The organism is Streptomyces ortus (assembly GCF_026341275.1).
In the GTDB taxonomy this organism is placed as follows: Bacteria; Actinomycetota; Actinomycetes; order Streptomycetales; family Streptomycetaceae; genus Streptomyces; species Streptomyces ortus.
In genome coordinates this window covers 1,253,621-1,279,439 of record NZ_JAIFZO010000002.1, presented here as the reverse complement: position 1 = coordinate 1,279,439, position 25,819 = coordinate 1,253,621, and the positions used below count along the sequence as shown (strand labels likewise).

The 25,819-nt window shown below is 69.5% G+C and carries 20 protein-coding genes and 1 tRNA gene; 8 read left to right on the top strand and 13 right to left on the bottom strand.

Features of this window, described 5'->3' with window-relative positions:
- Nucleotides 1–198 precede the first annotated feature (198 nt).
- The gene (locus K3769_RS08940) at nt 199–1,590 is read left to right on the top strand and encodes a pyridoxal phosphate-dependent decarboxylase family protein (RefSeq protein ID WP_267025893.1); all 1,392 of its coding nucleotides are present in this window, start codon (nt 199–201) and stop codon (nt 1,588–1,590) included.
- A complete protein-coding gene (locus K3769_RS08935; RefSeq protein ID WP_267025892.1) occupies nt 1,587–3,005 on the top strand; it encodes a lysine N(6)-hydroxylase/L-ornithine N(5)-oxygenase family protein in 1,419 nt (472 codons plus the stop codon). Before K3769_RS08940 ends, K3769_RS08935 begins: the two co-directional genes overlap by 4 nt.
- Before the next feature lie 46 nt (nt 3,006–3,051).
- Here the strand turns inward: K3769_RS08935 and K3769_RS08930 are convergent, their stop codons facing one another.
- The gene (locus tag K3769_RS08930) at nt 3,052–4,860 is read right to left on the bottom strand and encodes a bifunctional metallophosphatase/5'-nucleotidase (RefSeq protein WP_267025891.1); all 1,809 of its coding nucleotides are present in this window, start codon (nt 4,858–4,860) and stop codon (nt 3,052–3,054) included.
- A 199-nt stretch (nt 4,861–5,059) separates the two neighbouring features.
- Between K3769_RS08930 and K3769_RS08925 the strand changes: the two genes are divergently transcribed.
- Both K3769_RS08925 and pyk read left to right on the top strand, forming a co-directional pair.
- The gene (locus K3769_RS08925) at nt 5,060–5,779 is read left to right on the top strand and encodes an SIMPL domain-containing protein (protein ID WP_267025890.1); all 720 of its coding nucleotides are present in this window, start codon (nt 5,060–5,062) and stop codon (nt 5,777–5,779) included.
- A gap of 144 nt (nt 5,780–5,923) precedes the next feature.
- Nucleotides 5,924–7,360 carry a pyruvate kinase gene (gene pyk / locus K3769_RS08920; RefSeq protein ID WP_267025889.1) on the top strand — a complete coding sequence of 479 codons (1,437 nt, stop codon included), beginning with the start codon at nt 5,924–5,926 and terminating at the stop codon, nt 7,358–7,360.
- Nucleotides 7,361–7,370: 10 nt separating this feature from the next.
- Here pyk and K3769_RS08915 read toward each other — a convergent pair whose 3' ends face one another.
- Nucleotides 7,371–8,159, bottom strand: coding sequence for a helix-turn-helix domain-containing protein (locus K3769_RS08915; protein WP_267025888.1), 789 nt, complete (start codon nt 8,157–8,159; stop codon nt 7,371–7,373).
- Between the two features lie 89 nt (nt 8,160–8,248).
- Nucleotides 8,249–8,331: transfer RNA gene (locus tag K3769_RS08910), tRNA-Leu, on the bottom strand.
- 98 nt (nt 8,332–8,429) lie between these two features.
- On the opposite strand from K3769_RS08910, the gene K3769_RS08905 reads away from it, so the two are divergent.
- Nucleotides 8,430–9,098: an ANTAR domain-containing response regulator gene (locus K3769_RS08905; protein WP_210883590.1), complete on the top strand. Its 669-nt coding sequence runs from the start codon at nt 8,430–8,432 to the stop codon at nt 9,096–9,098.
- A 97-nt stretch (nt 9,099–9,195) separates the two neighbouring features.
- Here K3769_RS08905 and K3769_RS08900 read toward each other — a convergent pair whose 3' ends face one another.
- The 9 genes from K3769_RS08900 to K3769_RS08860 form a co-directional block, all read right to left on the bottom strand.
- Entirely contained in the window at nt 9,196–9,912 is a 717-nt protein-coding gene (locus tag K3769_RS08900; protein ID WP_189770076.1) for an ABC transporter ATP-binding protein, read from the bottom strand.
- A complete protein-coding gene (locus K3769_RS08895; RefSeq protein WP_267025887.1) occupies nt 9,909–10,808 on the bottom strand; it encodes an ABC transporter ATP-binding protein in 900 nt (299 codons plus the stop codon). The genes K3769_RS08900 and K3769_RS08895 overlap by 4 nt, the downstream gene beginning before the upstream one ends.
- 5 nt (nt 10,809–10,813) lie before the next feature.
- The gene (locus K3769_RS08890; protein WP_267025886.1) at nt 10,814–12,643 is read right to left on the bottom strand and encodes a branched-chain amino acid ABC transporter permease; all 1,830 of its coding nucleotides are present in this window, start codon (nt 12,641–12,643) and stop codon (nt 10,814–10,816) included.
- A 5-nt stretch (nt 12,644–12,648) separates the two neighbouring features.
- A complete protein-coding gene (locus K3769_RS08885; protein WP_267025885.1) occupies nt 12,649–13,581 on the bottom strand; it encodes a branched-chain amino acid ABC transporter permease in 933 nt (310 codons plus the stop codon).
- Between the two features lie 112 nt (nt 13,582–13,693).
- Entirely contained in the window at nt 13,694–14,923 is a 1,230-nt protein-coding gene (locus K3769_RS08880) for a branched-chain amino acid ABC transporter substrate-binding protein (protein ID WP_267025884.1), read from the bottom strand.
- 211 nt (nt 14,924–15,134) lie between these two features.
- On the bottom strand, nt 15,135–15,737 hold the full coding sequence (locus K3769_RS08875; protein ID WP_308216289.1) for a Tat pathway signal sequence domain protein: 603 nt from the start codon (nt 15,735–15,737) through the stop codon (nt 15,135–15,137).
- 98 nt (nt 15,738–15,835) lie between these two features.
- On the bottom strand, nt 15,836–16,285 hold the full coding sequence (locus K3769_RS08870; protein WP_267025883.1) for a hypothetical protein: 450 nt from the start codon (nt 16,283–16,285) through the stop codon (nt 15,836–15,838).
- Nucleotides 16,286–16,361: 76 nt separating this feature from the next.
- Nucleotides 16,362–16,850, bottom strand: a complete 489-nt coding sequence (locus K3769_RS08865; protein ID WP_267025882.1) for a PaaI family thioesterase — start codon at nt 16,848–16,850, stop codon at nt 16,362–16,364.
- A 97-nt stretch (nt 16,851–16,947) separates the two neighbouring features.
- Nucleotides 16,948–19,227, bottom strand: coding sequence for an FdhF/YdeP family oxidoreductase (locus K3769_RS08860; RefSeq protein WP_267025881.1), 2,280 nt, complete (start codon nt 19,225–19,227; stop codon nt 16,948–16,950).
- 168 nt (nt 19,228–19,395) lie between these two features.
- Between K3769_RS08860 and polA the strand changes: the two genes are divergently transcribed.
- Nucleotides 19,396–22,122, top strand: a complete 2,727-nt coding sequence (gene polA / locus K3769_RS08855; RefSeq protein ID WP_267025880.1) for a DNA polymerase I — start codon at nt 19,396–19,398, stop codon at nt 22,120–22,122.
- Between the two features lie 292 nt (nt 22,123–22,414).
- Nucleotides 22,415–22,939, top strand: a complete 525-nt coding sequence (locus tag K3769_RS08850; RefSeq protein WP_267025879.1) for a hypothetical protein — start codon at nt 22,415–22,417, stop codon at nt 22,937–22,939.
- On the opposite strand, the gene K3769_RS08845 is transcribed toward K3769_RS08850, so the two are convergent.
- On the bottom strand, nt 22,860–23,714 hold the full coding sequence (locus K3769_RS08845) for a DUF4184 family protein (protein WP_267025878.1): 855 nt from the start codon (nt 23,712–23,714) through the stop codon (nt 22,860–22,862). The two genes, K3769_RS08850 and K3769_RS08845, sit on opposite strands and share 80 nt — an antisense overlap.
- Before the next feature lie 304 nt (nt 23,715–24,018).
- On the opposite strand from K3769_RS08845, the gene K3769_RS08840 reads away from it, so the two are divergent.
- On the top strand, nt 24,019–25,719 hold the full coding sequence (locus tag K3769_RS08840) for a lytic transglycosylase domain-containing protein (RefSeq protein WP_267025877.1): 1,701 nt from the start codon (nt 24,019–24,021) through the stop codon (nt 25,717–25,719).
- Nucleotides 25,720–25,819: the final 100 nt, after the last annotated feature.

Here is a 25,819-nt window from a genome sequence, read left to right as displayed (position 1 = left end):
GGCGCGATCTCCCGGCCGCGGGCCGGTCAGGATGAACCGCGCCGTTCTTCGCGCCCCGTCGGGGGGCGGGAAGAACGGCGCAATCATTTGCTTTTCAAGGGGCCACCACCACACTTTCGGGTACCGATCACCGAACTCCCGGGCACGCCGCCCCGAACGCGACAAGCTGGAAACCCCGTCGCGCGCCCCGGAGACCGCATGAGCACAGCCCTCGCCTCGGGCCCCCAAGGCCCGGACAACCTCCGTCCGTTACTCGCCACCGTGCTCGACGCACTGAGGACGGGCGCCGCCGACCGCCCCGGCCCCCTCCCCGCCGGCGGCCCCCCTGCCGTGGCCGCCCACCTGCGCCAAGCCCTCGGCGACCCCTTCCCCGAACACGGTGACGACCACGCACTCCACACCCTCGTGCGCGCCTTCGCCGCGGGCGCCGCGGACCCCGCCCACCCCCTGTGCACGGCCCACCTGCACTGCCCGCCCCTCGCCGTCGCCACCGCCGCCGACCTCGCCGCCTCCGCCCTCAACCCGTCCCTCGACTCCTGGGACCAGGCCCCCGCCGCCTCGGAACTGGAAACCCTCGTCGTCCGAGCCCTCGCCGCCGAGGTCTATCCCCCCACCGGACCAACCGCCGACACCGCCACCCCCGACGCCCTCGTCACCACCGGCGGCACCGAGTCCAACCAGCTCGCCCTCCTCCTCGCCCGCGAGAAACACCCCCACGTGCGCCTCGTACAGGCGGAGAACGCCCACCACTCCCTGCCCCGCGCCGCCTGGCTCCTCGGCCTTCCCGAACCGGTCACCGTGCCCACCCCGGCCGGCACCATGGACCCCGCCGCCCTGGACCAGGCCCTCACCGCACTCGGCGGCCCACCCGGCACCGTCCTCGTCGCGGCCACCGCGGGCACCACCGACGCCGGCCTCATCGACCCGCTCCCCGAGATCGCCGACATCTGCGAAACCCACGGCGCCCGCCTCCACATCGACGCCGCCTACGGCGGAGGCCTCCTCCTCAGCGACCGCCACCGCCCCCGACTCGACGGCCTCAGCCGCGCCCACACCGTCACCCTCGACCTGCACAAACTCGGCTGGCAGCCCGTCGCCGCGGGCCTCCTCGCCGTCCGCGACCCCCACGACCTGCACCCGCTCACCCACCACGCCGACTACCTCAACGCCGACGACGACACCGAAGCCGGCCTCCCCGACCTCCTCGGCCGCTCCCTGCGCACCACCCGCCGCGCCGACATCCTCAAGATCGCCGTCACCCTCAGGACGCTCGGCCGCAGCGGACTGGGCGCCCTCGTCGACCAGGTCTGCGCCCACGCCACCGCACTCGCCGAACTCATCGACGTACACCCGCACTTCGAGCTCTACGACCGGCCCACCATCAGCACCGTCCTGTTCCGCCCCGCCCACGCCACCGACGCGGCCGTCGCCCACGTACGCCGCACCCTCCTCACCGAGGGCCGCGCCGTCCTCGGCCGCGCCCGGCTCGACCACCGCCTCTGGCTCAAAGTCACCCTGCTCAACCCGCACACCGGACCCGACGACCTCGCCGCACTCCTGAAACTGGTGGAAGGACACACCGCCCGATGACGCCGCCCGCCACACCACCCGCGCACCACCAGCCCGAAGCCCCCCGCGACCTCGTCGGCATCGGCATCGGCCCCAGCAACCTCTCCCTCGCCGCCCTCGCCCACCCCCTCGCCGAACTCGACGCCGTCTTCTACGAACAACACCCCGCGTTCGACTGGCACCCCGGCCTCCTCCTCGACGGCGCCACCCTCCAAGTCCCCTTCCTCGCCGACCTCGTGACCCTCGCCGACCCCGCCAGCCCCTGGACCTTCCTCAACTACCTCAAGACCCGCGAACGCCTCTTCCCCTTCTACTTCGCCGAGCGCTTCCACATCCACCGCGCCGAATACGCCGCCTACTGCCGCTGGGTCAGCGACAGCCTCCCCGGCCTCCACTTCGGCCACCAGGTCGACGCCGTCCGCTGGAACCCCGAACGCGACATCTTCGAAGTCGACTTCACCCAACTCGACACCGACGGCGAAGCCGAGGCCCTCGGCCGCACCTACACCAGGAACATCGCCCTCGGCATCGGCACCGCCCCCCACATCCCCGAACCCCTGCGGCCCCTCGCCGACGCACCCGGCGTCCCCGTCATCCACGCCGCCGACTACCTGAAACACCGCGAGAACTTCCGCACCGCCGACCACGTCACCGTCATCGGATCAGGCCAGTCCGGCGCCGAAGTCTTCCTCGACCTCCTCAGAAACCGCCCCGCCGGCCGCGAGAGACTCCACTGGCTCACCCGCACCGAGGCCTTCGCCCCCATGGAGTACTCGAAACTCGGGCTCGAACACTTCACGCCCGACTACACGCGCTACTTCCACGCCCTGCCCGAGCCCGTACGCGACCGGCTCGTCCCCGCCCAATGGCAACTCCACAAAGGCATCGACGCCGACACCATCGCCGCCATCCACGACGAGCTCTACCGCCGCACCCTCGACGGCGGCTGGCCCGACACCGTCCTCACCCCCGGCGTCCACGTCCGCACCGCCGGACGCATCGCCACCACCAAAGTCGAACTACATCTGGAACACGCCCAGCAGGCCGGCCGGTCCCGCATCACCACCGACGCCGTCGTCCTCGCCACCGGCTACCGCGAACGCCCCCTCGACCGCATCCTCGCCGGCCTCGACCCCTACATGCGCCGCGACGCCTCCGCGCGCCCCCGCATCGACGACCGGCACCGCCTCGTCCTCGACCCCTCCGTCACCGGATCCGTCTACGTCCAGAACGCCGAGACACACACCCACGGCGTGGGCGCCCCCGACCTCGGCCTCACCGCCTGGCGCAGCGCGAGCATCCTCAACACCCTGACCGGCAAGGACCCCTACCCCCTGCCCAGCCGCACCGCGTTCACCACCTTCGGACTCACCCCCCGACCCCACATCCCACCGGCCAGGCGCCCCCAGACCCTCACACCACTGGTGGCCGACTGAGCATCAGCCAGCCACCAGTGGCACCACCCGCACAGACCCCCGGCCCCTAGAAGACCGGCGTGCCCTCACGCGTCAGCTTCCAGGCCACCGAGGCGAACTCCTTCGGGTCCAGCGAACCCTTCGCCGTCACCCACTCCGCGATCCGCGTACGAATCTCCGTCGACTCCGCCCACAGCTCCTTCGCCGACGCCACGTACGGGAACGCGCCACCACCGTTCGCCCGGTAGTTGTTCACCGCCAGCACGAACTGCTGCGCGTCGTCCAGCGCCGCACCGTTGAAGGAGAGGTTCTTGATCCGCGAACCCGCCGCCTGCGCGATGTCGATGTCGTACGACAGCCCCGACACGTAGTCGTAGTTGTAGTCCGGCCGGTTGCCCGCGTTCGTCAGCTTCTCCACGTCGACCACCGCACCGGCCGCCGTCCGCACGAAATACTCCGCCGAGAACTCCAGGTACGCCCGCACCTGCGCACCCGTCAGCAACTTCGCGACCAGCGTGTTGTCATACACGTACAGACTCGACAGATCCCGGATCGTCACATCCCCCGCCGGGATCTCCGACGTCCGCGAGAACGGCGACGCCTGCGACAGCACCGGCAGCGACGCGTACTCCGTCCCCGCCAGCGCCGCCTTGACCACGTCCTCCTGCACCTTCGTGATCAGGTCGATGATCGGCGCGTCCTTGTACCGCGCCTCCACCGTCGTCAACGTCTCCGTGGCCGTCCCGACCACCTGGTTGACGTACGCCACGACCACCTCGTGCTCGTCCTTCAGCAGCTTGGTGATCCGCGGGTCGTCCGCCACCGAGTTCGAGTTGCGGACCGACGCCGCCACCGACTCGACCGACCAGCGGCCCTTCTCGAAGACCAGCTCGAAGTCGAACAGCGACAGCCGCTCCGCGTACGCCAGCGGCTCCGACAGGACGACCGTCTTCCCCGACTTCGTGTTCGTCACCTTCAGCTCGGGAATCTCCACATGCGCGTGCCCGACCAGAATCGCGTCGATCCCCGGCACCTGCTGCGCCACCAACGCCGCCGAATTCTCGACATACGGCACCTGGTCACCGTACGACGACGTACCGGAGGACCCGCTGTGCGCGGACACGACCACCACGTCCGCACCCATCGACCGCAGCTTCGGCACCCATTTCGCCGCCTGCTCCTCAAGTCCCGGGAACACCAGCTTCCCCTGGACATACGCCTTGTCCCAGATCGCGATACCGGGATTCGTCAGACCGAGAACCGCGACCTTGACCGGCGGAGCACCCTTCACATGGAACGTCTTCATGAAGTACGGAGGGAAAGCCGGCTTCAGCGTCTTCGCGTCCAGCGCATTCGCACCGAGCAGCGGGAAACGGCACTGCTGCTCGAACTTCCGCAGCGTCTCGATGCCGTAATTGAACTCGTGATTTCCCAGCGCCACCGCGTCATAACCGATCGCGTTCATCGCCTGCGCCATCGGGTGCACGGGCCCGCCCTTGGCGGTGATCGGATCGACCTTCGCGTAGTAGTACGTCAGCGGCGTGCCCTGGATCGTGTCGCCCGCGTCCAGCAGCAGCGTGTTCCCGCGGCCCCTCTCCTTGCGCACCGCGTTCACCAGCGTCGAGATACGTGCCAGACCCTGCGCGTTGCCCGCCGCGTCCTTGTACTCCGCGTCCTTGAAGTAGTCCCAGTTGAAGACGTGACCGTGCAGATCCGTCGTGCCCATCACCGTCAGCGCGTACCGCTTCGGCTTCGGCTTCCCGTGCCCCTTCGCCACCGCGGCCTCGGCGCCCGGCGCCGCGGCCACACCGGCCAGAGCGACCCCGGCCCCGGTCACAGCGGACTTCTTCAGGAACTTCCGGCGGTTCAACGGCATGACGGGCTACTCCTCGCAGGAACGATCAATGACGCGCGTAGACGGCGATGTGGATACCGGCCCGCATCACAACAACGCGCGTAGATTCTGACCCGATCACCCCACGCGGCAACACCCCCCGCAGGTTTCGATCTGATGACCGGCGGGCACCACGGCCGGCAGCCACCACGACCGTGCCGCCGGTGACAGAGTGGTACGCATGACCTCCGCACCCGAGCACCCCGCCGGGCCCGCCACCCCCTACGGCACCCCCGCGGCCCCCCGCATCGCCGTCCGCGGCGAAGCCCACCTCGAAGTCGACCCCGAGATAGCCCGCATCGGCATCACCGTCAGCGCCCGCGGCACCGACCGCACCGACGCCCTGACCGACCTCACCCGCCGCAACACCACCGCCCTCGACCTCATCAAGACCTACGGCGACGCCGTCGAGAAACTCGAAACGGGCGCCTTCTCCATCACTCCCGAACTCACCAGACACGGCCGGGGCGAACGCGTGCGCGCTTACCACGGCCGCGTCCACCTCACCGCCGAACTCACCGACTTCACCGCCCTCGGCGAACTCACCACCCGCCTCGCCGAGCTCGACCTCACCAGCGTCGACGGCCCGTGGTGGGCCCTGCGTCCCGATTCCCCCGCCCACCGCCGCGCCAGACAGCAAGCGGTACGCGAAGCCGTCCAGCGGGCCCGCGAATACGCCGAAGCCCTCGGCACCACCCTCGCCGCACTCGTCGAACTCGCCGACCTCGAAGCGGAGAACGTCCAGCCCTACGCCATGGCGGCCCCGCAGTTCGCCATGCGCTCCAAAGGCTTCGACGCCGCCGCCCCCGAACAGGCCCCCGCCCTCGACCTCGAACCCGAAAGGCAACACGTGTACGCACAGGTCAACGCCCGCTTCACCATGTCACCGCCGGCCCTGTGAAAGCGGCTTCGGGCATCGCCGGAAATGCTCATCGGAGCACCCCCGCGCACAATCCAACCCTTGTCAATATCCCTTCACGCAAAGGCCGTTGAGTAGTCATGCAGCGCCAATTCCCTACCCACTGGTAAGCCCTAGGCTCACACCATGCGCCGAGCAAAGATCGTCTGTACGTTGGGCCCCGCCACCGATTCCTACGACCAGATCAAAGCACTGGTCGAAGCCGGAATGGACGTAGCCCGCCTCAACCTGAGCCACGGCGGTTACGCCGACCACGAGGAGCGCTACCAGCGCGTACGCAAGGCATCCGACGAGACCGGCCGCAGCGTCGGAATCCTCGCCGACCTCCAGGGCCCCAAGATCCGACTCGGCCGCTTCACCGAAGGCCCCGTACTCCTCGAACGCGGCGACACCTTCACCATCACGGTGGAGGCGGACGCCCAGGGGGACCGCCACACCTGCGGCACCACCTACGCCGGCCTCGCCGCGGACGTCACCGCCGGCGAACGCATCCTCGTCGATGACGGAAAGGTCTGCCTCGAAGTCACCTCCGTCGACGGACCCCGCGTCCACACCACCGTCGTCGAGGGCGGCATGGTCTCCGACAACAAGGGCCTCAACCTCCCCGGCGTCGCCGTCTCCGTCCCCGCCCTCTCCGAGAAGGACGAGAACGACCTCCGCTGGGCGCTGCGTGCCGGCTGCGACGTCATCGCCCTCTCCTTCGTCCGCAGCGGACGCGACATCGAGGACGTCCACCGCATCATGGACGAGGAGGGCCGCCGCCTCCCCGTGATCGCCAAGGTCGAGAAGCCCCAGGCCGTCGACAACATCGAGGACATCGTCGCCGCGTTCGACGGCATCATGGTGGCCCGGGGCGACCTCGGCGTCGAAATGCCCCTGGAGCAGGTTCCGATGGTCCAGAAGCGCGCGATCAAGCTGGCGAAGCGCAACGCCAAGCCGGTCATCGTCGCCACGCAGATGCTCGACTCGATGATCGAGAACTCGCGGCCGACGCGTGCCGAGGCCTCGGACGTCGCCAACGCGGTCATCGACGGCACGGACGCGGTGATGCTCTCCGGTGAGACCAGCGTCGGCAAGTACCCCGTGGAGACGGTCGCCACGATGGCCCGCATCGTGGAGGCGGCGGAGGAGGACATCCTCGACAAGGGGCTGCCGCCGCTGACGGACCGGAACAAGCCCCGTACGCAGGGCGGCGCGGTCGCGCGGGCCGCCGCCGAGATGGGCGACTTCCTGGGCGCGAAGTTCCTGGTGGCCTTCACCCAGTCCGGCGACACGGTCCGCCGGCTGTCCCGCTACCGCTCGCCGATCCCGCTCCTGGCCTTCACCCCGGACCAGGCGACGCGTTCGCAGCTGAACCTCACGTGGGGCGTCGAGACACTGCTGGGCCCGCACGTCGACTCCACGGACGCGATGGTCGACCAGGTCGACGAACTGCTCCTGAAGCACGGCCTCTGCCAGAGGGGCGACATCGTCGTCATCACAGCCGGCTCACCCCCCGGAGTCTCAGGCTCCACAAACCTGGTCCGAGTCCACCACATCGGAGAGGACGACAGCCCGAAGTAGGGCGCCGGGGTCAGTACTTGGCCCCTACGTGGAGGTCCATGAGAGCGACGGAGGCACGGCGGGCGACGGAGATGTTGTACGGGTTGCCGTGGCGGGTGCAGTGCGTCCACTCGACGCCCAGCGTGTCGAGCGTGTCCGTATAGAGCTGCCGGATGTCGTCGGACACGTTGGTGAAGAAGTACCGGGGGTATTCGTAGCGCTTGCGCTCACCGGCCACGAGCCGGGTCGTCCAGTTGATGATCCGGCACCCGTCGGAGTGGACGAGCCCCCGGACGAACTCCCACGGGTGGGCGCCGACGATGCCCTGCTGCCAGGGTTCGAGGGCGATGCGGCGTTCGTGCTTCTTACCGGGGCCGTGCTGGGGGAAGAGGCAGGACAAGTGCTTCGAGTAGACCTTCACGTTGCGGCACCCGGTTTTCCGGACGCGGCAGACTGAGTTGTCGGGGAACACGGTGCGCATGGCTTGTTCGCAGTTGTCCATGAGACCGGGCCACGACTCGTCGCAGGTGATCATGAGGTTGGGCACGCGGTGCTCGGAGTAGTGGCTGATGTGACCGTCGCCCAGATACAGGCCAAGCAGGTAGCTGTATGCGACCCCGTCCAGCTCCCGGCCGTCGCACCGGGGGCACTTCGGGTCGTGCTTCCCTGGGCATTCGCCGCGTTTCGCTCTGTCGACATGCTTCCAGTAGGCGATCGTGCCGGGTGGTACCTCGCAGTTCCGTGCCACGTCCGCGTTGCTCGCGCCGTCCCGCAGCAGCGTGATCGCCCGCTGTCGCACCTCTGTGCCGTGAAAGTTCATGCGAACACTGTCTGTGACTGATCGCGACTTTATGCAGCAAAAAGCGGATGTTCACGAGAACGTGAACATCCGCTTCGAGGCGAAAAACGTACCGGGTGCGGGATTCGAACCCGCAAGCCCTCTCAGGCAGAGGTGTTTGAGACCTCCGTGTATACCCTTCCACCAACCCGGCTTGAGTGGCTGCCGGAAGCATACCGGGTCATCGCATCGCGCTGCAGCTAGGTAGGCTCTTGAGCAGCAGTACTGTCCGGCCCGTAACGAGGAGCCCCCGTGACCGCCCCCGAGTCGCCCCAGCCCGTAGACGCGCCCGACGACGACAAGTCGCACGTGCCTCCGCTGACGACCCGTGTCGTCATCGCCGAGGACGAGGCGCTGATCCGTCTCGACCTCAAGGAGATGCTCGAAGAAGAGGGGTACTCGGTCGTCGGCGAGGCAGGTGACGGTGAGGAAGCCGTCGAGCTCGCCCGGGAGCACCGCCCCGACCTGGTGATTCTCGATGTGAAGATGCCCAAGCTGGACGGGATCTCCGCCGCCGAGAAGATCGCGGAGGAGTCCATCGCCCCCGTGCTGATGCTGACCGCGTTCTCCCAGCGCGACCTCGTCGAGCGCGCGAGGGACGCCGGCGCGATGGCGTACCTGGTGAAGCCGTTCAGCAAGAGTGATGTCGTCCCGGCCATCGAGATGGCCGTCTCGCGGTTCACGGAGCTGAAGGCGCTGGAGAAGGAGATCGAGGATCTCACCCAGCGGCTGGAGACGCGGAAGCTGGTCGACCGGGCGAAGTCCGTGCTGCAGACGGAGTACGGCCTGACCGAGCCGGCGGCGTTCCGGTGGATCCAGAAGACGTCGATGGACCGTCGTATGTCGATGCAGCAGGTCGCCGAGGCGGTCATCCTGGACGCCGACGAGAAGAAGGCCGACAAGAAGGCCGCCAAGGGCTGACCGGCGGGCGTTCTCGCACGGACCTGTACGGCTGAGGCCCGCACCCCGGATTCACGGGTGCGGGCCTCAGCCGTGCGGCGGGCAGGAGCCGGGGACCTCAGTCCTCGCCGAGGTACGCCTTGCGGACGGACTCGTCGGTGAGGAGGTCCCGGCCGGTGCCGGAGAGCACGATGGAGCCGACCTCCATGACGTGCCCCTGGTCGGCGAGGGAGAGCGCCGCCTGGGCGTTCTGCTCGACGAGGAGGATCGTCGTGCCCTGGGACTTCAGTTCCGCGATGGTCGCCATGATCTTCTGCATCATGATCGGCGAGAGACCCATGGAGGGTTCGTCGAGCATGAGCAGCTTGGGCTGCGACATCAGGGCGCGGCCCATGGCGAGCATCTGCTGTTCGCCGCCGGAGAGGGTGCCCGCGGCCTGCTTACGGCGTTCTCCGAGGATGGCGAAGAGGTCGTAGGCGCGCTGGATGTCCTTCTCGATGCCTGCCTTGTCGTTGCGCAGGAAGGCGCCGAGGCGGAGGTTGTCCTCGATCGTCATGCGGGGGAAGATGTGCCGCCCCTCGGGGGAGTGCGCGAGTCCGAGGGAGACGATCTGGTGGGCGGGGGTCTTCTTGAGCGACTTGCCCTGGAACTTGATCTGGCCGCCGATGGGCTTGAGGAGGCCGGACAGGGTGCGCAGGGTGGTGGTCTTGCCGGCGCCGTTGGTGCCGATGAGGGTGACGACCTGGCCGGCGTCGACCTTGAAGGAGATGCCCTTGACGGCTTCGATCTTGCCGTAGGCGACCCGGAGGTCTTCGACTTCGAGGAGTGCGGTCATCGGTCGGTCTCCTTGCGGGGCGCGGCGTCGGCCTGTGCTTCGGCCGCTTCGACCTCCGCGACTTCGGCTTGGCCGGGTGCGTCTTCGTAGGGTTCGCCGAGGTAGGCGGCGACCACGCGTTCGTCCCCCTGGACGGTGGCGCTGTCGCCTTCGACGAGCTTCTCGCCCTGGACGAGTACGGCGACGCGGTCGCAGAGGTTGAAGATGAAGCGCATGTCGTGCTCGATGACGAGTACGGCGATGCCCATGTCACGGATGGCGAAGACGAGCTCTTCGGTGGCGCGGGTTTCCTGCGGGTTCATTCCGGCGGTGGGCTCGTCGAGGAGCAGGAGGCCGGGTTCGCTGGCGAGTGCGCGGGCGATTTCGAGCTTGCGCTGTTCGCCGTAGGGGAGGTTCCTGGCGAGGTGGTCGCGTTTTGCGGCGAGACCGATGAACTCCAGGAGTTCCATGGCGCGCTCTTCGGAGGCCTTTTCGGCCTTCTTGAAGCCGGGGCCGCGCAGGAGCGCGGACCAGAGGCCTTCCTTGGTGCGGGTGTGGCGGCCGACGAGGACGTTTTCCAGGACGGTCATGTTGGAGAAGAGCCGGATGTTCTGGAAGGTGCGTGCTACGCCGGCGGCGGTGACCTTGAAGGACTGGGAGGGGAGGACCTTGCCCTTGTAGCGGACCTCGCCCTCGGTGGGGATGTAGAGGCCGGTGAGGCAGTTGAAGAAGGTCGTCTTACCGGCGCCGTTGGGGCCGATGAGTCCGACGATCTCTCCGCTGTTGACGGTGAGGTCCACGTTCTTCACGGCGGTGAGTCCGCCGAAGCGCATGGTGACGCCGCGTGCGTCGAGGACGGTCTCGCCGGGGGCGTTGGCGCCCGGGGCGGTGTCCTTGGTGGTGGTGTCGGTTGTCATCGTGGTCAGGCCCCTGCCTTGCTGAGGACTGTGGGCGCTTCCGCTTCCTCGTGGAATTCGAGCTGGCGCCGCCGGTTGGGGATGAGGCCTTCCGGTCGGAAGCGCATCAGCAGGACGAGCGCGAGGCCGAAGGCGAGGAGTTGGTAGTCGCCGAGGAACTGGAGCTTGGCGGGGATGAGGTAGAGCAGTGCGGCGCCGACGAGGGGGCCGCTGATGGTGCCCATGCCGCCGAGGACGACCGCTGCGAGCAGGAAGGCCGAGTTGGGCGGGACGACGTGGGCGAACTGGTACTGCTCGGGTGTCACGGTGTAGGTGACGTGTGCCTGTACGGATCCGGCGAGGCCGGCGAGTGCGGCGCCGAGGGCGAAGGCGATGAGCTTGACGCGGAAGCCGTTGATGCCCATGGCGAGTGCGGCGGTCTCGTCCTCGCGGATGGCGACCCAGGCGCGGCCGATGCGGGAGTCGCCGCTGCGCCGGAAGACGATCACGACGATCAGCGTGATGAGGAGCATCAGGAAGAAGTAGTTGGCGAATCGCGCGATGGTGAAGCCGGCGATGCTGTGTTCCTGGCCGAAGTCGAATCCGAGGATGTTCAGGTTCGGGATCGAGGAGATGCCGTTGGAGCCGTTGGTGATGTCGGGTCCGCTGGTGCCGTCCATGTTGAGGACGGTGATGCGGAAGATCTCGCCGAAGCCGAGGGTGACGATGGCGAGGTAGTCACCGCGCAGTCGCAGGGTGGGGGCGCCGATGAGGACGCCGAAGATCATGGCGACTGCTGCGCCGAGGAGGGCGGCGGCCCAGAACGGCAGGTGGACGTCGAACGGTGAGGAGGGGGAGCCGGAGACCATGGCGGCGGTGTAGGCGCCGACGCCGAGGAAGGCGACGTATCCGAGGTCGAGGAGTCCGGCGAGGCCGACGACGATGTTGAGGCCGAGGGCGACGGTGGCGAAGATCAGGATGTAGACGCCGATGGTCGCGTACTGGTCGTCGGACTGGGTGAAGGGGAACGCGGCGGCGGCGACGAACGCGCCGAGCATGGTGATGTTGCGGTGTTTGGCGGTGAGGGCGGAGACGCGGTTGACGAGTCCGGCCTTGGCCGCCGCGGCGAAGCCGAAGCCCGCGGTGATGAGGAAGCCCACGAACTGTTCGTCGTACTCGGTGCCGATGCCGTAGGTGAAGACGATCAGGCCGAGGCTGAGCGCGGCGATGATGATGAGGATTTCGGCGTACGGGGGGAGTTTGTGGGCCGGGGCCTTGGTGGTGCCGGAGGCGAAGGCGGCCTTGACGACGGTGCGGTTGTGCCGCGCCTTGTGGCGGAACTGCTCCCAGCCGGTGTCTTCGGGGTCGAAGGGGTCGGGCGCGGGGTGTTCGAAGGGCAGGGAGAGTGCGCCGATGAGGGCGGTGAGGGTGGCCACGGCCGCGACCCAGCCGCCGGGTTCGAGGTTGGCGAGGCCGCCGAGTTCGGAGCTGATCGCGAGGATGGTGTACCAGGCGGTGGCGAACGCGGCGAGTGCGGCGAGCTTGATGGCGCTGTCGGCGCCGGCGGGTGTCAGCCAGCGCAGGCCCTTGATGCCGTAGGAGGCGAGGGCGAAGAGCGTGGTGAGGATGCCGCCGATGAGGACGAGGACCTGGAGGCCGCCGGGGTAGCCGTAGACGGTGAGGTCGCCGGGGAAGGCGGAGGTCCAGGTCCAGGCGAGGAAGGTGGAGATGATGGTCAGGATGCCGCCGCCGGTGGCGAGCGCGCGTCCGATGTGGGGCGGGATGCCGATGAGGCCGGTGGTGTTGTCGGCGGGTCCCTTGGCGGGTGTCTGGGGCGTGTTGGTCTGTGTGGTCATCGGTGTCACGCCCTGTCCGCGACGCGCTCGCCGAGCAGGCCCTGTGGCCTGAAGAGGAGCACGAGGATGAGGAGTACGAAGGCCCAGACGTTGGCCCAGGACTGGCCGCCGAGCTGTTCCATGCCGGGGACGTCGGCGATGTAGGCGGTGGCGAGGGTTTCGGCGAGGCCGAGGACGAGGCCGCCGATCATGGCTCCGTAGATGTTGCCGATGCCGCCGAGGACGGCGGCGGTGAAGGCCTTGAGGCCGAGGATGAAGCCCATGCGGAACTGGACCTGGCCGTACTTGAGGCCGTAGGCGACGGCTCCGACGGCGGCGAAGACCGCGCCGAGGGCGAAGGCGACCACGATGATGCGGTCGGTGTTGATGCCCATGAGTTTGGCGGTGTCCGGGTCCTGCGCGGTGGCCTGCATGCCGCGGCCGGTGCGGGTCTTCATCACGAAGAAGGCGAGGATCGCCATGCTGATGGGGGCCGCGATGAGCAGGAAGACGTCACCGGTCTGGATGGTGACGTCACCGATCTTGAAGGGGCCGCCTTCGATCTCGGGGAAGTTGATGGACTGCTTCGCGTCCGGGTACCACGCCCACACGGCCTGCTGGAGTGCGAGGGAGAGGCCGATGGCGGTGATGAGGGGGGCGAGGCGTGGCGCGGTGCGCAGCGGCCGGTAGGCGAACCGTTCCGCTCCCACGGCGACGGTTGTCGCGGTGATGACGGCTCCGAGGAGCATCAGGGGCAGTGCGATCCACATGGTGGTGCCGTCGGGCAGCACGTACAGGTAGACCGTGAGTGCGCCGAAGCCTCCGATCATGAAGATCTCGCCGTGGGCGAAGTTGATGAGCTGGACGATGCCATAGACCATCGTGTAGCCGATGGCGACCAGCCCGTACATGGATCCCAGTAGCAGGCCGTTGACCAGCTGCTGCGGCAGTTCGTTCACCGCATGTCCTCCGAGACGTTCGGATAGTCGAGGGGTGTGACCGGATGTGAGTCCGCGCGGGGCGCCTGTACTGCGGCGCCCCGCGCGGCTCAGGTGGTGGTGCGGGTGTGGGTCAGCCGGTGTAGGTGCCGGACTTGATGGCCTTCCAGGTGCCGCCCTCGACCGAGTAGACGGTGAGCTGCTTGTTGGTGGTGTCGCCGTACTCGTCGAAGGAGACCTTGCCGGTCACTCCGTCGAAGGACACGTTCTGCACGGCCTCGGTGATCTTGGCGCGGGCGTCGTCCGGGAGCTTGCCGTCGTTGTCCTCGACGACCTTCTTCACGGCTTCGATGATCGCCCAGCCGGAGTCGTAGGAGTAGCCGCCGTAGGCCTCGAAGGCCTCCTTGTAGCCGGCCGCCTTGTAGTTGGCGACGAACTCCTTGGCGGAGGGCAGCTCCTCGACGGGCGCGCCGACCGAGGTGGCGAGGTCGCCCTTGCCGCCCGCGCCGGCCAGCTTGATGAAGTCGGCGCTGTAGATGCCGTCACCGCCGACGAGCGGGATCTTGACGCCCGCGGCCTTGATCTGCTTGCTGAGCGGGCCGGCCTGCGGGTACTCGCCGCCGTAGTAGACGACGTCGGCGCCGGAGCTCTTCACCTGGGTGACGACGGCGGAGAAGTCCTTGGTCTCGGGGTCGATGTGCTGGGTTCCGACTACCTTGCCGCCGAGCTTCTTGAACTCGGAGGTGAAGGTGGCGGCCAGGCCGGCGCCGTAGGTCTTCTTGTCGTCGATGACATAGACCTTCTTCTTCTTCGCGTCGTTGTAGACGTACTGCGCGGCGAACGGGCCCTGGATGGCGTCCGTGGTCGCGGTGCGGAAGTACGACTTGTACGTGCGGACCTTCTTGGTCTGCCAGTCCGTGCCCTGGGTGAGGGTCGGCCCCGTGTTGGCGGGGGAGATCTCGACGAGCTTGGCGTCGTCGAAGACCTTCTGCATGGACTCGGCGACCGAGGAGTTCAGCGGGCCGACGACGCCGACGACGTCCTTGTCCGCGACGAACTTGACGGCGTTCTGCTGGCCCGAGGAGGGCTGTGCCTGGTCGTCGAGGGCTTCGACCTTGAAGGTGATGCCTTCGACGGTCTTTTCCTTGTTGGCCGTCTTGGCGGCGAGGTCCACGGAGTTCTTGATTCCGAGGCCCAGGGCGGAGAGGTCACCCGTCAGCGGGGCGTCGACACCGATGACGACGGTTTTGTTACCGCTGCCGGAGTCCGAGCCGCCGTCGTCGTCGCGCGAGCCACAGGCGGTGAGGGTGAGTGCTCCCGCCGCCAACGCGGCGGTGATGGCGATGAGCGAACGTTGACGCACGATCAGCAGTCCTTTCCCTGGCACGGCCGTCCCTCGTGGAACGGGCCGAGTCGAGCGCTGGGCCGAAAAATCTTCGAATCCGATGGCGCGGTGACTGGCCGTGACTCTAAGCGGGTGGAGGGAACCGGGAGGAGAGTCTGACGAATGCTGTGACGCTCTTGTTATGACACGAGGTAATGCAGAGCGGTACTCGGTGGGTGGATGGGCGGAATTACGGCCGATTCGTCCGGTCCACATTCTGAGAACCCGCAGATCGTGCGGCGGTGTTTTCAGCAGCGTTCTGACGTTTTGCTCGTGACGGCGGGTCGTTGCTGCAGGCTACTTGCAGGGCTTCGGACAGGTCGTGCGCATAACGCTCACCCAAGATGTAGCTGTGGTCTTCCATTGCGCGCGTATTACGCAGAGTTACGTCCAGGAAAGGAAGTCCGGCGTTCCGCGGCGTATTCGCGCATTCCGTGACATTCATAGTGACAACGATCTTGTGGCCGAAACCCGTCCTCGTGCGGAACGGTGTATGCGGCACCGATGTCAGGTGGAGCCCGGCGTAGGGCTGGGAGATCTTCACGACGGTGAGGGTGGGGCCGGACAGGGCGGTGATCCGCACCGCGAAGGTGAAGCTGTCCTTCGGCGCGTTCCTGGGGGAGCCCTCCTCGCCCAGGTAGGCGACCTCGACGACCTGGGACGGATACGGCCCGACGGCGGGCGGCGCCGGCCGCGGCCGGGTCGCGTAGAGGTAGCCGCCGCCCGCCAGGAGGGCGGCGGCCGTCGCGGACGCGAGCACGGCGCGGCGGTGCCGGGCGTAGTAGAGAGCCACCGGGTGCCCCTGGGGCTGCTCGTGGCCGGTCGGCGGGGGAGGTTCCAGGCCGTCCCACGCGCGCGTTCCCTCGCCCGGTTCGACCGGGCCTACGCCACTCAACTCCAGGGCCCTTCCGTCGGACTGCCGTTGCGGTACCGCTCCGCGCAGCGCTCGCGCGCCGTGCGGTCGATCAGTTCTCCCGCCGCCCGTCCGCCCTCGCGCCGCTGCTCGGCCCGGGCGGCGTCCACGACGTCCAGCAGGATCTCGTACTGCCTGTCGGACAGGCCCATCGACTGGTAGTCCCCGTAGGTGTCGCCGGCCAGGACCTTGCGCGACCAGCGCGCGACGAGCCGCACGCACAGGTCCTCGGGTGCGGCCACCGGGGGAGCGGACCGTGTGCCGGGGGCCGTGCGCGTGACCTCCGGCGCGCCGGTCGTGCCGTTCTGCGTGGTCCGTGTGCTCTGTGTGCCGGACTCACCGCACCCGGCCGCGCCGGCGGCCAGGGCGCCGGTCAGGAGCGCCAGTCCCAGCACCGGCCCCCGCCAGGGTGCCCCGCCCGTTCGCATGCCCCGACGCTAGGCCGCCGGGTGCCCGGGATCAACGCTCCTGCCGGACATCGGTTTTCGGACGGGCCGGAGCGGTTCAGCCGGTGGCGCCGACCCGCTCCGCGTCGCTCGGCCGCACATCGCGCAGCAGGCAGGTCAGCCGGGCGCTGCACACCCGCCTGCCGTCCTCGTCGCTGATCACGATCTCGTACGTGGCGGTCGAGCGGCCCCGGTGCAGGGGAGTGGCCACGGCGGTCACGAGGCCCGACGAGGCGCCCCTGTGGTGGGTGCAGTTGAGGTCGACCCCGACGGCGATCTTGGAGCTGCCGCCGTGCAGCATGGCGCCGACCGAACCGAGGGTCTCGGCCAGCACCGCGGAGGCGCCGCCGTGCAGGAGCCCGTAGGGCTGGGTGTTGCCCTCGACGGGCATGGTGCCCACCACGCGGTCCGCGGAGGCCTCGATGATCTGGACGCCCATCCGGGTGCCGAGGTGTCCGGCGGAGAACATGGCGGCCAGGTCCACGCCGAGCGCCGAGTACTCGTCGATGACCTCTTGCGGGAACTTCACGTGGTGCTGCTCGCCCATGGGGTCCGTTTCCTTACGTCGTAGGTCGTGCGCCGGGAGCCGGCGTCCGGAACGCGCCGTCCGGCGGTGTGGCCGGAAGATACGTCTAAGCGAACGCTCAGTTGGTTGTCGATTGTTCCAGACGGACGACGACGGACTTGCTGGCGGGCGTGTTGCTGGTGTCGGCGGTGGAGTCCAGCGGCACCAGGACGTTCGTCTCCGGGTAGTAGGCGGCGGCGCAGCCCCGGGCCGTCGGGTAGTGCACGACGCGGAAACCGGCCGCGCGGCGCTCCACCCCGTCCTTCCACTCGCTGACCAGATCGGTGTACGAGCCGTCGGCGAGGCCCAGCTCGCGCGCGTCCTCGGGGTTCACCAGGACGACCCGGCGACCGTTCTTGATGCCCCGGTAGCGGTCGTCGAGGCCGTAGATCGTGGTGTTGTACTGATCGTGCGAGCGCAGGGTCTGCAGGAGCAGACGGCCCTCCGGGAGCTTCGGGTACTCGACGGGCGCGGCCGTGAAGTTGGCCTTGCCGGTGGCGGTCGGGAAGCGGCGCTCGTCGCGCGGGGCGTGCGGCAGGGCGAAGCCCGCAGGGTCGGCCACGCGCGCGTTGAAGTCGTCGAAGCCCGGCACCACGCGCGCGATGCGGTCGCGGACGGTCGCGTAGTCCTTCTCGAACTCCTCCCAGGGCGTACGGGAGTCCTCGCCCAGGACCCGGCGGGCGAGCCGGCACACGATGGCCGGCTCGGACAGCAACTGGCCGCTCGCGGGCTCCAGCCGGCCGCGGGAGGCGTGCACCATGCCCATGGAGTCCTCTACGGTCACGAACTGCTCGCCGCCGCCCTGGAGGTCGCGCTCGGTGCGGCCGAGGGTGGGCAGGATCAGGGCGCGCGCGCCGGTGACGGCGTGCGAGCGGTTGAGCTTCGTCGACACGTGCACCGTCAGGCGGGCGCGGCGCATCGCGGCCTCGGTGACCTCGGTGTCGGGGGAGGCCGACACGAAGTTGCCGCCCATCGCGAAGAAGACCTTGGCCTTGTCGTCGCGCATCGCGCGGATCGCCCGCACGACGTCGTAGCCGTGGCCGCGCGGCGGGGCGAAGCCGAACTCCTTCTCCAGGGCGTCCAGGAAGGCGGGCGCGGGGCGCTCGAAGATGCCCATCGTGCGGTCGCCCTGCACGTTCGAATGGCCGCGCACCGGGCAGACGCCCGCGCCCGGCCGGCCGATGTTGCCGCGCAGCAGCAGGAAGTTGACGACCTCGCGGATCGTCGGCACGGAGTGCTTGTGCTGGGTCAGGCCCATCGCCCAGCAGACGATGGTGCGCTTCGAGGCGAGGACCATGGACAGCGCCTCGTCGATCTGCGCGCGCGTGAGGCCCGTCGCCGTGAGCGTCTCGTCCCAGTCGGCGGCGCGGGCGGCCTCGGCGAACTCCTCGTAGCCGTGGGTGTGTTCGCCGACGAAGACCTCGTCGACGGCTCCCTCCGTCTCCAGGATGAGCTTGTTCAGGAGGCGGAAGAGGGCCTGGTCGCCGCCGATGCGGATCTGTAGGAAGAGGTCGGTGAGGGCCGCTCCCTTGAACATGCCCTGCGGGGTCTGCGGGTTCTTGAAGCGCTCCATGCCCGCCTCGGGCAGCGGGTTCACCGTGATGATCCGCGCGCCGTTCGACTTCGCCTTCTCCAGGGCCGAGAGCATGCGCGGGTGGTTGGTGCCGGGGTTCTGCCCGGCGACGATGATCAGATCCGCCTGGTAGAGGTCGTCCAGCAGGACGCTGCCCTTGCCGATCCCGATCGTCTCGTTCAGCGCCGAGCCGGACGACTCGTGGCACATGTTCGAGCAGTCGGGGAGGTTGTTCGTGCCGAACTCGCGGGCGAACAGCTGGTAGAGGAACGCCGCCTCGTTGCTGGTGCGGCCCGAGGTGTAGAACAGCGCCTCGTCCGGGGAATCGAGGCCGTTGAGCTCCTCGGCGATGATGTCGAAGGCACGCTCCCACGGCACCGCCTCGTAGCGGTCGGCGCCCTCCGCGAGATACATGGGGTGCGTGAGGCGGCCCTGCTGGCCCAGCCAGTAGCCGCTGCGGGTCGCGAGGTCGGCGACTGGGTGCGCGGCGAAGAAGTCCGGGGTCACGCGGCGCAGGGTGGCCTCCTCCGCGACCGCCTTCGCGCCGTTCTCGCAGAACTCCGCCGTGTGCCGGTGCTCGGGCTCGGGCCAGGCGCAGCCGGGACAGTCGAAGCCGTCCTTCTGATTGACCCGCAGCAGCGTCAGTGCCGTGCGCTTCACACCCATCTGCCGCTGCGCGATGCGCAGCGTGTGCCCGATCGCCGGCAGCCCGGCCGCTGCGTGCTTCGGTTCGGCGACCTGCGGCGCGTCCTGAACCGGATCACTCTGGGGCGGCTTGCCGGCCATGTCGGCCTCCTCTTCGAGCACACGTGTGAGGTACGTCTCCGATCCTCGCACGTGGTACTGACACGGATCGTGGCCCGGTCCGCGGAACGGGGGAGAACCGGTGTGGGAACACCGGCGTGGGCGGCGGGGCGGGACCGACTGTCAGTGGGGCGTGGCAGGATCGGGGGTGTGGCAGAGACAGCATCGAAGAAGACCGAGAAGACCTCCGGCGGGGGACGCCCGCGGCTGATGCTCATGGATGGGCATTCGCTGGCGTACCGCGCGTTCTTCGCGCTGCCCGCGGAGAATTTCACGACGGCGACGGGCCAGCCGACGAACGCGATCTACGGCTTCGCGTCGATGCTCGCCAACACGCTGCGCGACGAGTCGCCCACGCACTTCGCGGTGGCGTTCGACGTGTCGCGCAAGACGTGGCGCTCCGAGGAGTTCACGGAGTACAAGGCGAACAGATCGAAGACGCCCGACGAGTTCAAGGGCCAGGTCGAGCTGATCGGCGAGGTCCTGGACGCGATGAACGCCGAGCGGTTCGCCGTCGACGGCTTCGAGGCGGACGACATCATCGCCACGCTCGCCACGCAGGCCGAGGCCGAGGGCTTCGACGTGCTGATCGTCACCGGCGACCGCGACTCCTTCCAGCTGGTCTCGGAGCACACCACCGTGCTCTATCCGACCAAGGGCGTCTCCGAGCTGACCCGGTTCACTCCGGAGAAGGTCTTCGAGAAGTACGGCCTGACGCCCGCCCAGTACCCCGACTTCGCGGCCCTGCGCGGCGACCCGTCCGACAACCTGCCGGGCATCCCCGGCGTCGGTGAGAAGACCGCCGCGAAGTGGATCAACCAGTTCGGTTCGTTCGCGGAGCTGGTCGAGCGCGCCGAGGAGGTCAAGGGCAAGGCCGGGCAGAACTTCCGCGACCACCTGGAGGCGGTCAAGCTCAACCGCCGCCTCACCGAGATGGTGCGGGACGTCGAGCTGCCGAAGGCGGTGCCCGACCTGGAGCGCGCTCCGTACGACCGGACGGCCCTCGCGATGGTCCTGGACACCCTGGAGATCCGTAACCCGTCGCTGCGCGAGCGGCTGCTGGCCGTCGACCCCGGCGCTGAGCAGGCCGAGGACGCGGCGCCGGTCGCCGCGGGCGTGGCCGTGGACGGCGCGGTCCTCGACGCGGGCGAGCTGGCCCCCTGGCTCACCGAGCACGGCACGACCGCCCTCGGTGTCGCCACGGTCGACACCTGGGCGCTCGGTACGGGATCGGTCGCCGAGGTCGCCCTCGCCGCGGCCGGCGGGGCGGCGGCCTGGTTCGACCCGTCGCAGCTCGACGAGAGCGACGAGAACGCGTTCGCGCGCTGGATCGCCGACGCCGACAGCCCCAAGGTGCTGCACAACGCCAAGGCGGTCATGCGGGTCTTCGCCGAGCACGGCTGGAGCGTCGCGGGCATCTCCATGGACACCGCTCTCGCCGCCTACCTCGTCAAGCCGGGCCGGCGCTCCTTCGATCTGGACGCGCTGTCCCTCGAGTACCTCGGCCGGGAGCTGGCGCCCGCCGCGACCGCCGACGGGCAGCTCGCCTTCGGCGCCGACGAGGGCGCCGAGGCCGACGCCCTGATGGTGCAGGCGCGCGCCATCCTCGACCTGGGCGAAGCCTTCGGGGAGCGGCTCAAGGAGGTCGGCGCGGCCGACCTCCTCCAGGACATGGAGCTGCCCACCTCCGAACTGCTAGCCCGTCTGGAGCGGCACGGCATCGCGGCGGACAGGGCCCACCTGGAAGCCATGGAGCAGATGTTCGCGGGCGCGGTCCAGCAGGCCGTGAAGGAGGCGCACGCGGCGGTCGGACACGAGTTCAACCTCGGCTCGCCCAAGCAGCTCCAGGAAGTCCTCTTCGGTGAACTGGGCCTGCCCAAGACGAAGAAGACGAAGACCGGCTACACGACGGACGCCGACGCGCTCGCCTGGCTCGCCGCCCAGACCGACCACGAACTGCCGGTCATCATGCTCCGCCACCGCGAGCAGGCGAAGCTGCGGGTGACCGTCGAGGGCTTGATCAAGACGATCGCGGCCGACGGCCGCATCCACACCACGTTCCACCAGACGGTCGCCGCGACGGGCCGTCTCTCCTCGCAGGACCCGAACCTGCAGAACATCCCGGTCCGCACCGAGGAGGGCCGCGCGATCCGCCGCGGCTTCGTGGTCGGCGAGGGCTTCGAGTCCCTCATGACCGCCGACTACAGCCAGATCGAACTGCGCGTGATGGCCCACCTCTCGGAGGACGAGGGCCTGCTGGCGGCCTTCACGTCCGGCGAGGATCTGCACACCACCGTCGCCTCCCAGGTGTTCTCCGTCGAGCGCGACGCCGTCGACGCGGAGATGCGCCGCAAGATCAAGGCGATGTCGTACGGGCTGGCGTACGGGCTGTCCGCGTTCGGTCTCTCCCAGCAGCTCAACATCGACGCGGGCGAGGCGCGTGGCCTGATGGACACGTACTTCGAGCGCTTCGGAGGGGTCCGGGACTATCTGCGGCGGGCGGTCGACGAGGCGCGGGCCACCGGGTACACGGCGACGCTCTTCGGGCGCCGCCGCTACCTCCCCGACCTCAACAGCGACAACCGTCAGCGGCGTGAGGCGGCCGAGCGGATGGCGCTGAACGCGCCGATCCAGGGGACGGCGGCGGACATCGTCAAGATCGCGATGCTGCATGTGGACAAGGCGCTGCAGGAGGCGGGGCTGAAGTCCCGGATGCTCCTCCAGGTCCACGACGAAATCGTCCTGGAGATCGCTCCCGGGGAGCGCGCGAAGGCGGAGGACCTGGTCCGCCGGGAGATGGCCGGTGCGGTGCGGTTGCGGGCCCCCCTGGACGTCTCGGTGGGCTCGGGCCCCGACTGGGAATCGGCGGCACACTAACCGCTCCGCGAAGGGCCGGGGCACGCCGCGTGCGGCCCCCCCCCGCCGGGGGCGGGTGCGCAGTTCCCCGCGCCCCTGGGTGAGCTCGGGCGAGGGCTGCTTCTTCGGCGCGGGCCCGGTCTTTCAGGGGCGCGGGGAACGGCGCAGTCTTTTGTCTTTGGGGGCGCGGGGAACTGCGCAATCCTTTGGCCTGGGGGCGTCCGGAACCGCGCCGCCAGCCCCCGCAACGCTCCGTCACCCGCCTGGACCCCGACCGGACGCCCCCGGCGGAGCCGCCCGCCAGGATGCGGACATGGGTCCTCACATACGGCACATACGGCACGTAGGGAACACGCGGCACCCCCGCCCCGCACTCGTCGCAGCCCTCACCTCCACCCTCCTCGCCCCGGTCGCCGCCGTCTCCGCCACCGCCGCCAGCCCCAGATTCCCCACCGGCGTCACCCTCCGCGGGTCCCGGCGGGCGGACGCCACCACCCACCGTTTCCTGCCCGACGACCCTGACGACCTCGACGGCCCTGCCGACCCCGCCCCCTGCCACGCCCCCGACCTCCACGTCGCCCAGTCGTCCGGACACGGCCACGGGACCCGTGCCGTGGCCGTCCGGGACGACCTCGGCTCGGTCTGCGAGCTGGCCGACGAGCGCCAGTACGACTCCACGCGCATCGCCAAGGTGCTGATCATGGAGCGTCTGCTGCGGCGCGCCGACAAACTACGCATCCGGACCCGTGCCCACGGCCTCAGCGGCGAATCGGACCGCCCCGCCCCGTACGAGCCGCTGCCGGGCCGGGACGAACCGCAGCCGGGCGCCACACCCTGACCGCCACGGCGTACGCCGCGAACCCCACGGCCAGCCCCGCCCCCGCCCCGAAGCACACGGTGGGAATCAGTTCCCAGGGCTCGGCCCGCGACCCCCAGTAGTCCCACCACCGCGTCGCCCGCCGCACGGCCGCCACCACCGCGCAGCCGCCGATCAGGGCCCCCGCGAGCGCGCGGTCACGCGCCGAGAGCACGGGCACCCCCACCGGTCCGGCCCCGGACTGCCGCCGCAGGGCCACCACCAGGAACACCGCGATCACCACGGCCGCGAGCGCCGAACCGCCGTACTGCAGATACCAGTACAGGGGCGAGCCCGCGATCTCCCGCCCCAGGACGGGCAGGACCCGCATCCCCCACCGGTCGAGATGCGTGAACGCGTCCCACACGACATGGGTGAGCGCCCCGGACACCGCGGACACGTACCACCACAGGGCGAGCGAGGGACGCGGCCGGGCGCGCGGCGCGCCGCAGCGCAGGAGGGCGCCGACCCGGCCCTGCCGGCTCCGCGGCAGCAGCGCCACCAGCGGCTCCCGCAGCACGAGCCAGGCGCCCACGAGCGCCCAGGCGACCAGGACGTCGAAGGTGAACACTCCGGTGAAGGAGTGCGTGAAATCGCCGAACTCCATTGCCTGCGGCAGCACACTCGCCGCGTAATAGGTCATGTCGGGCGCGAACGAACCGGCCACGAGCACGGCCGGCACCAGTCGGCCCCGGCCGGACCCGTCGGCGCGCACCGCCGGCAGGACGGCCGCGGCATGGCTGAGAGTGAACGGCAACTGAGCTCCAAGCGCACATCATTGACCGGGCCCGACAGTTCAAGGGGGCGATCCTGGTCATTCCTTGATCGGTGACGTCCGGTACATGGAATCGGTTCCCGGCTCCCCGGCATGGCGAGTAGCCGCGGGGGAAGGACAAACGGGATATGGCCAACCGGTGAAGACCGGGTACGAACAGGTGTCTGCGCGGCAGAAGTTGTCGTAGGGTCGCCTGGGTTGCCGTATGGGGGGCATACGGCCGCACCACCGGACAGCAGGGGAACGCGCGGAGCACGGACGGACGTCCACGGGAGGGGTTCACGCAATGGCGGCGCAATTCGGCAGGCGAGTCGTCAAGGGGGCGGCCACCACCGCCGTGGCCGCACTAGCGGTCGCGGCTCTGTCCGCATCCCAGGCCCCGGGTGTCACGGACACCCCGCAGGGCAGGCAGAACGCCAACTCCCAGCCCTCACCCGATGTGAACGCCGACGACAGCGCGACCGGCAACTCGCCCTATTACACGGACCTCCCGCCGCTCAACAGCCCGACCCCGTCCCCCAGCGCGAGCAGCGGCATCCCGGGCGGGGCGGGGAACGCCGAAGCGGGCATACCCGCGACCGTCCTCGACGCCTACAAGAAGGCCGAGACGTCGCTGGCCGGTTCCAAGCCCGGGTGCAACCTCCCCTGGCAACTCCTCGCGGCCATCGGCAAGGTCGAGTCGGGACAGGCCCGCGGCGGCAACGTGGACGCCAACGGCACCACGATCACCCCGATCCTCGGCCCGGTCCTCAACGGCGTCGGCTTCGCGCGGATCACCGACACCGACGGCGGCGCGTACGACGGGGACACCACCCACGACCGCGCGGTGGGCCCCATGCAGTTCATCCCCTCCACCTGGGAGTGGTCCGGCCGCGACGGCAACGGCGACGGCAAGAAGGACCCCAACAACATCTACGACGCGGCCCTCGCGGCCGGCCACTACCTGTGCCGGTTCAACTGGGACCTGTCCGACCGTGCCGACCTCAGGCGCGCCATCCTCAGCTACAACAACTCGACGGACTATCTGAACACCGTCCTGTCGTGGCTGGAGTACTACCGCAAGGGCACCCACGAGGTCCCGGACGGCACGGGCTCGCTGCCCTCCGGCCGCAGCGACGGAAGCAGCGGCAACGGCGGCGCGAGCCCCGGTCCGACGTCCCCGGCCTCCACCCCGCCCGGCAAGCAGCACCAGGGCGGCGGCAGCACGAAGCCGAAGCCGCCCTCCACGACTCCGCCCGCGACCACCCCGCCCGCCACGACGCCTCCGGCGTCCCCGTCGCCCACGCCCACGCCCACCGAGACGGTGGACCACCTGGAGGACGCGGGCACCGGGAAGCTCACCGCGACCGCGGGCGACACCTTCGCCGAGAAGATCAGCGCCCGTACGGAGACCAAGGCCGGCAAGGCCGTCGCGAAGGTCCGGGTCCGGTTCACGATCACCGGCGACACCGACACGGTCTTCACCGGCGGTGAGAGCGTCGCGACCGTCGTCACCAACGCCTCCGGTGTGGCGACCGCGCCCGCCCTCAAGGCCGGTGAGAAGACGGGCGGCTTCAAGGTGCGCGCCACCGTCGTCGGCCGCACCGTCTCCGGCCTCGACTACGCGGCGACGGTCACCGCCCGCCAGGCGGACGCCCTCGCCCGCACCGCCGACACCGCGCTGACCTGCGTCCCGGGCGGCGAGTTCGCGGACCAGGTCGAGGTGAAGGCCACGTACAAGGGCGCCGTCGCGGACGGTGTCGCCGCCACCGCCACGCTCATCAAGGCGGCGGACGACGCGACCGAGAACGACAAGGGCCCCTACTTCAAGGACGCGGACGGCAAGACGGTACGCACCCTCGCGGGCCTCAAGACCGGCAAGGACGGCCTGCTGAAACTGCCGAAGCTGCACGCGGACGACACGGCGGGCACGTACCTGCTGCGGATCACCACGACCGGCGGCGCGACCCTGACCGTCGAGCTGAAGGTGGCTGCCGCCGCCTCGTAGCCGGCGAAGACACAACGACCGCGCCCCCTCACCCGTCGGTGAGGGGGCGCGGTCGTTGTGTGCGCAACGTGTTCTCATCTGGCCCGCCCGTTGCTACGGT

What these genes read in the sequence shown, in the direction of transcription:
- K3769_RS08940 (WP_267025893.1), top strand. Translation starts at nt 199, where the DNA reads ATGAGCACAGCCCTCGCCTCGGGCCCCCAAGGCCCGGACAACCTCCGT.
- K3769_RS08935 (WP_267025892.1), top strand. Translation starts at nt 1,587, where the DNA reads ATGACGCCGCCCGCCACACCACCCGCGCACCACCAGCCCGAAGCCCCC.
- K3769_RS08930 (WP_267025891.1), bottom strand. Translation starts at nt 4,860, where the DNA reads ATGCCGTTGAACCGCCGGAAGTTCCTGAAGAAGTCCGCTGTGACCGGG.
- K3769_RS08925 (WP_267025890.1), top strand. Translation starts at nt 5,060, where the DNA reads ATGACCTCCGCACCCGAGCACCCCGCCGGGCCCGCCACCCCCTACGGC.
- pyk (WP_267025889.1), top strand. Translation starts at nt 5,924, where the DNA reads ATGCGCCGAGCAAAGATCGTCTGTACGTTGGGCCCCGCCACCGATTCC.
- K3769_RS08915 (WP_267025888.1), bottom strand. Translation starts at nt 8,159, where the DNA reads ATGAACTTTCACGGCACAGAGGTGCGACAGCGGGCGATCACGCTGCTG.
- K3769_RS08900 (WP_189770076.1), bottom strand. Translation starts at nt 9,912, where the DNA reads ATGACCGCACTCCTCGAAGTCGAAGACCTCCGGGTCGCCTACGGCAAG.
- K3769_RS08895 (WP_267025887.1), bottom strand. Translation starts at nt 10,808, where the DNA reads ATGACAACCGACACCACCACCAAGGACACCGCCCCGGGCGCCAACGCC.
- K3769_RS08890 (WP_267025886.1), bottom strand. Translation starts at nt 12,643, where the DNA reads ATGACCACACAGACCAACACGCCCCAGACACCCGCCAAGGGACCCGCC.
- K3769_RS08870 (WP_267025883.1), bottom strand. Translation starts at nt 16,285, where the DNA reads ATGCGAACGGGCGGGGCACCCTGGCGGGGGCCGGTGCTGGGACTGGCG.
- K3769_RS08865 (WP_267025882.1), bottom strand. Translation starts at nt 16,850, where the DNA reads ATGGGCGAGCAGCACCACGTGAAGTTCCCGCAAGAGGTCATCGACGAG.
- K3769_RS08860 (WP_267025881.1), bottom strand. Translation starts at nt 19,227, where the DNA reads ATGGCCGGCAAGCCGCCCCAGAGTGATCCGGTTCAGGACGCGCCGCAG.
- K3769_RS08850 (WP_267025879.1), top strand. Translation starts at nt 22,415, where the DNA reads ATGGGTCCTCACATACGGCACATACGGCACGTAGGGAACACGCGGCAC.
- K3769_RS08840 (WP_267025877.1), top strand. Translation starts at nt 24,019, where the DNA reads ATGGCGGCGCAATTCGGCAGGCGAGTCGTCAAGGGGGCGGCCACCACC.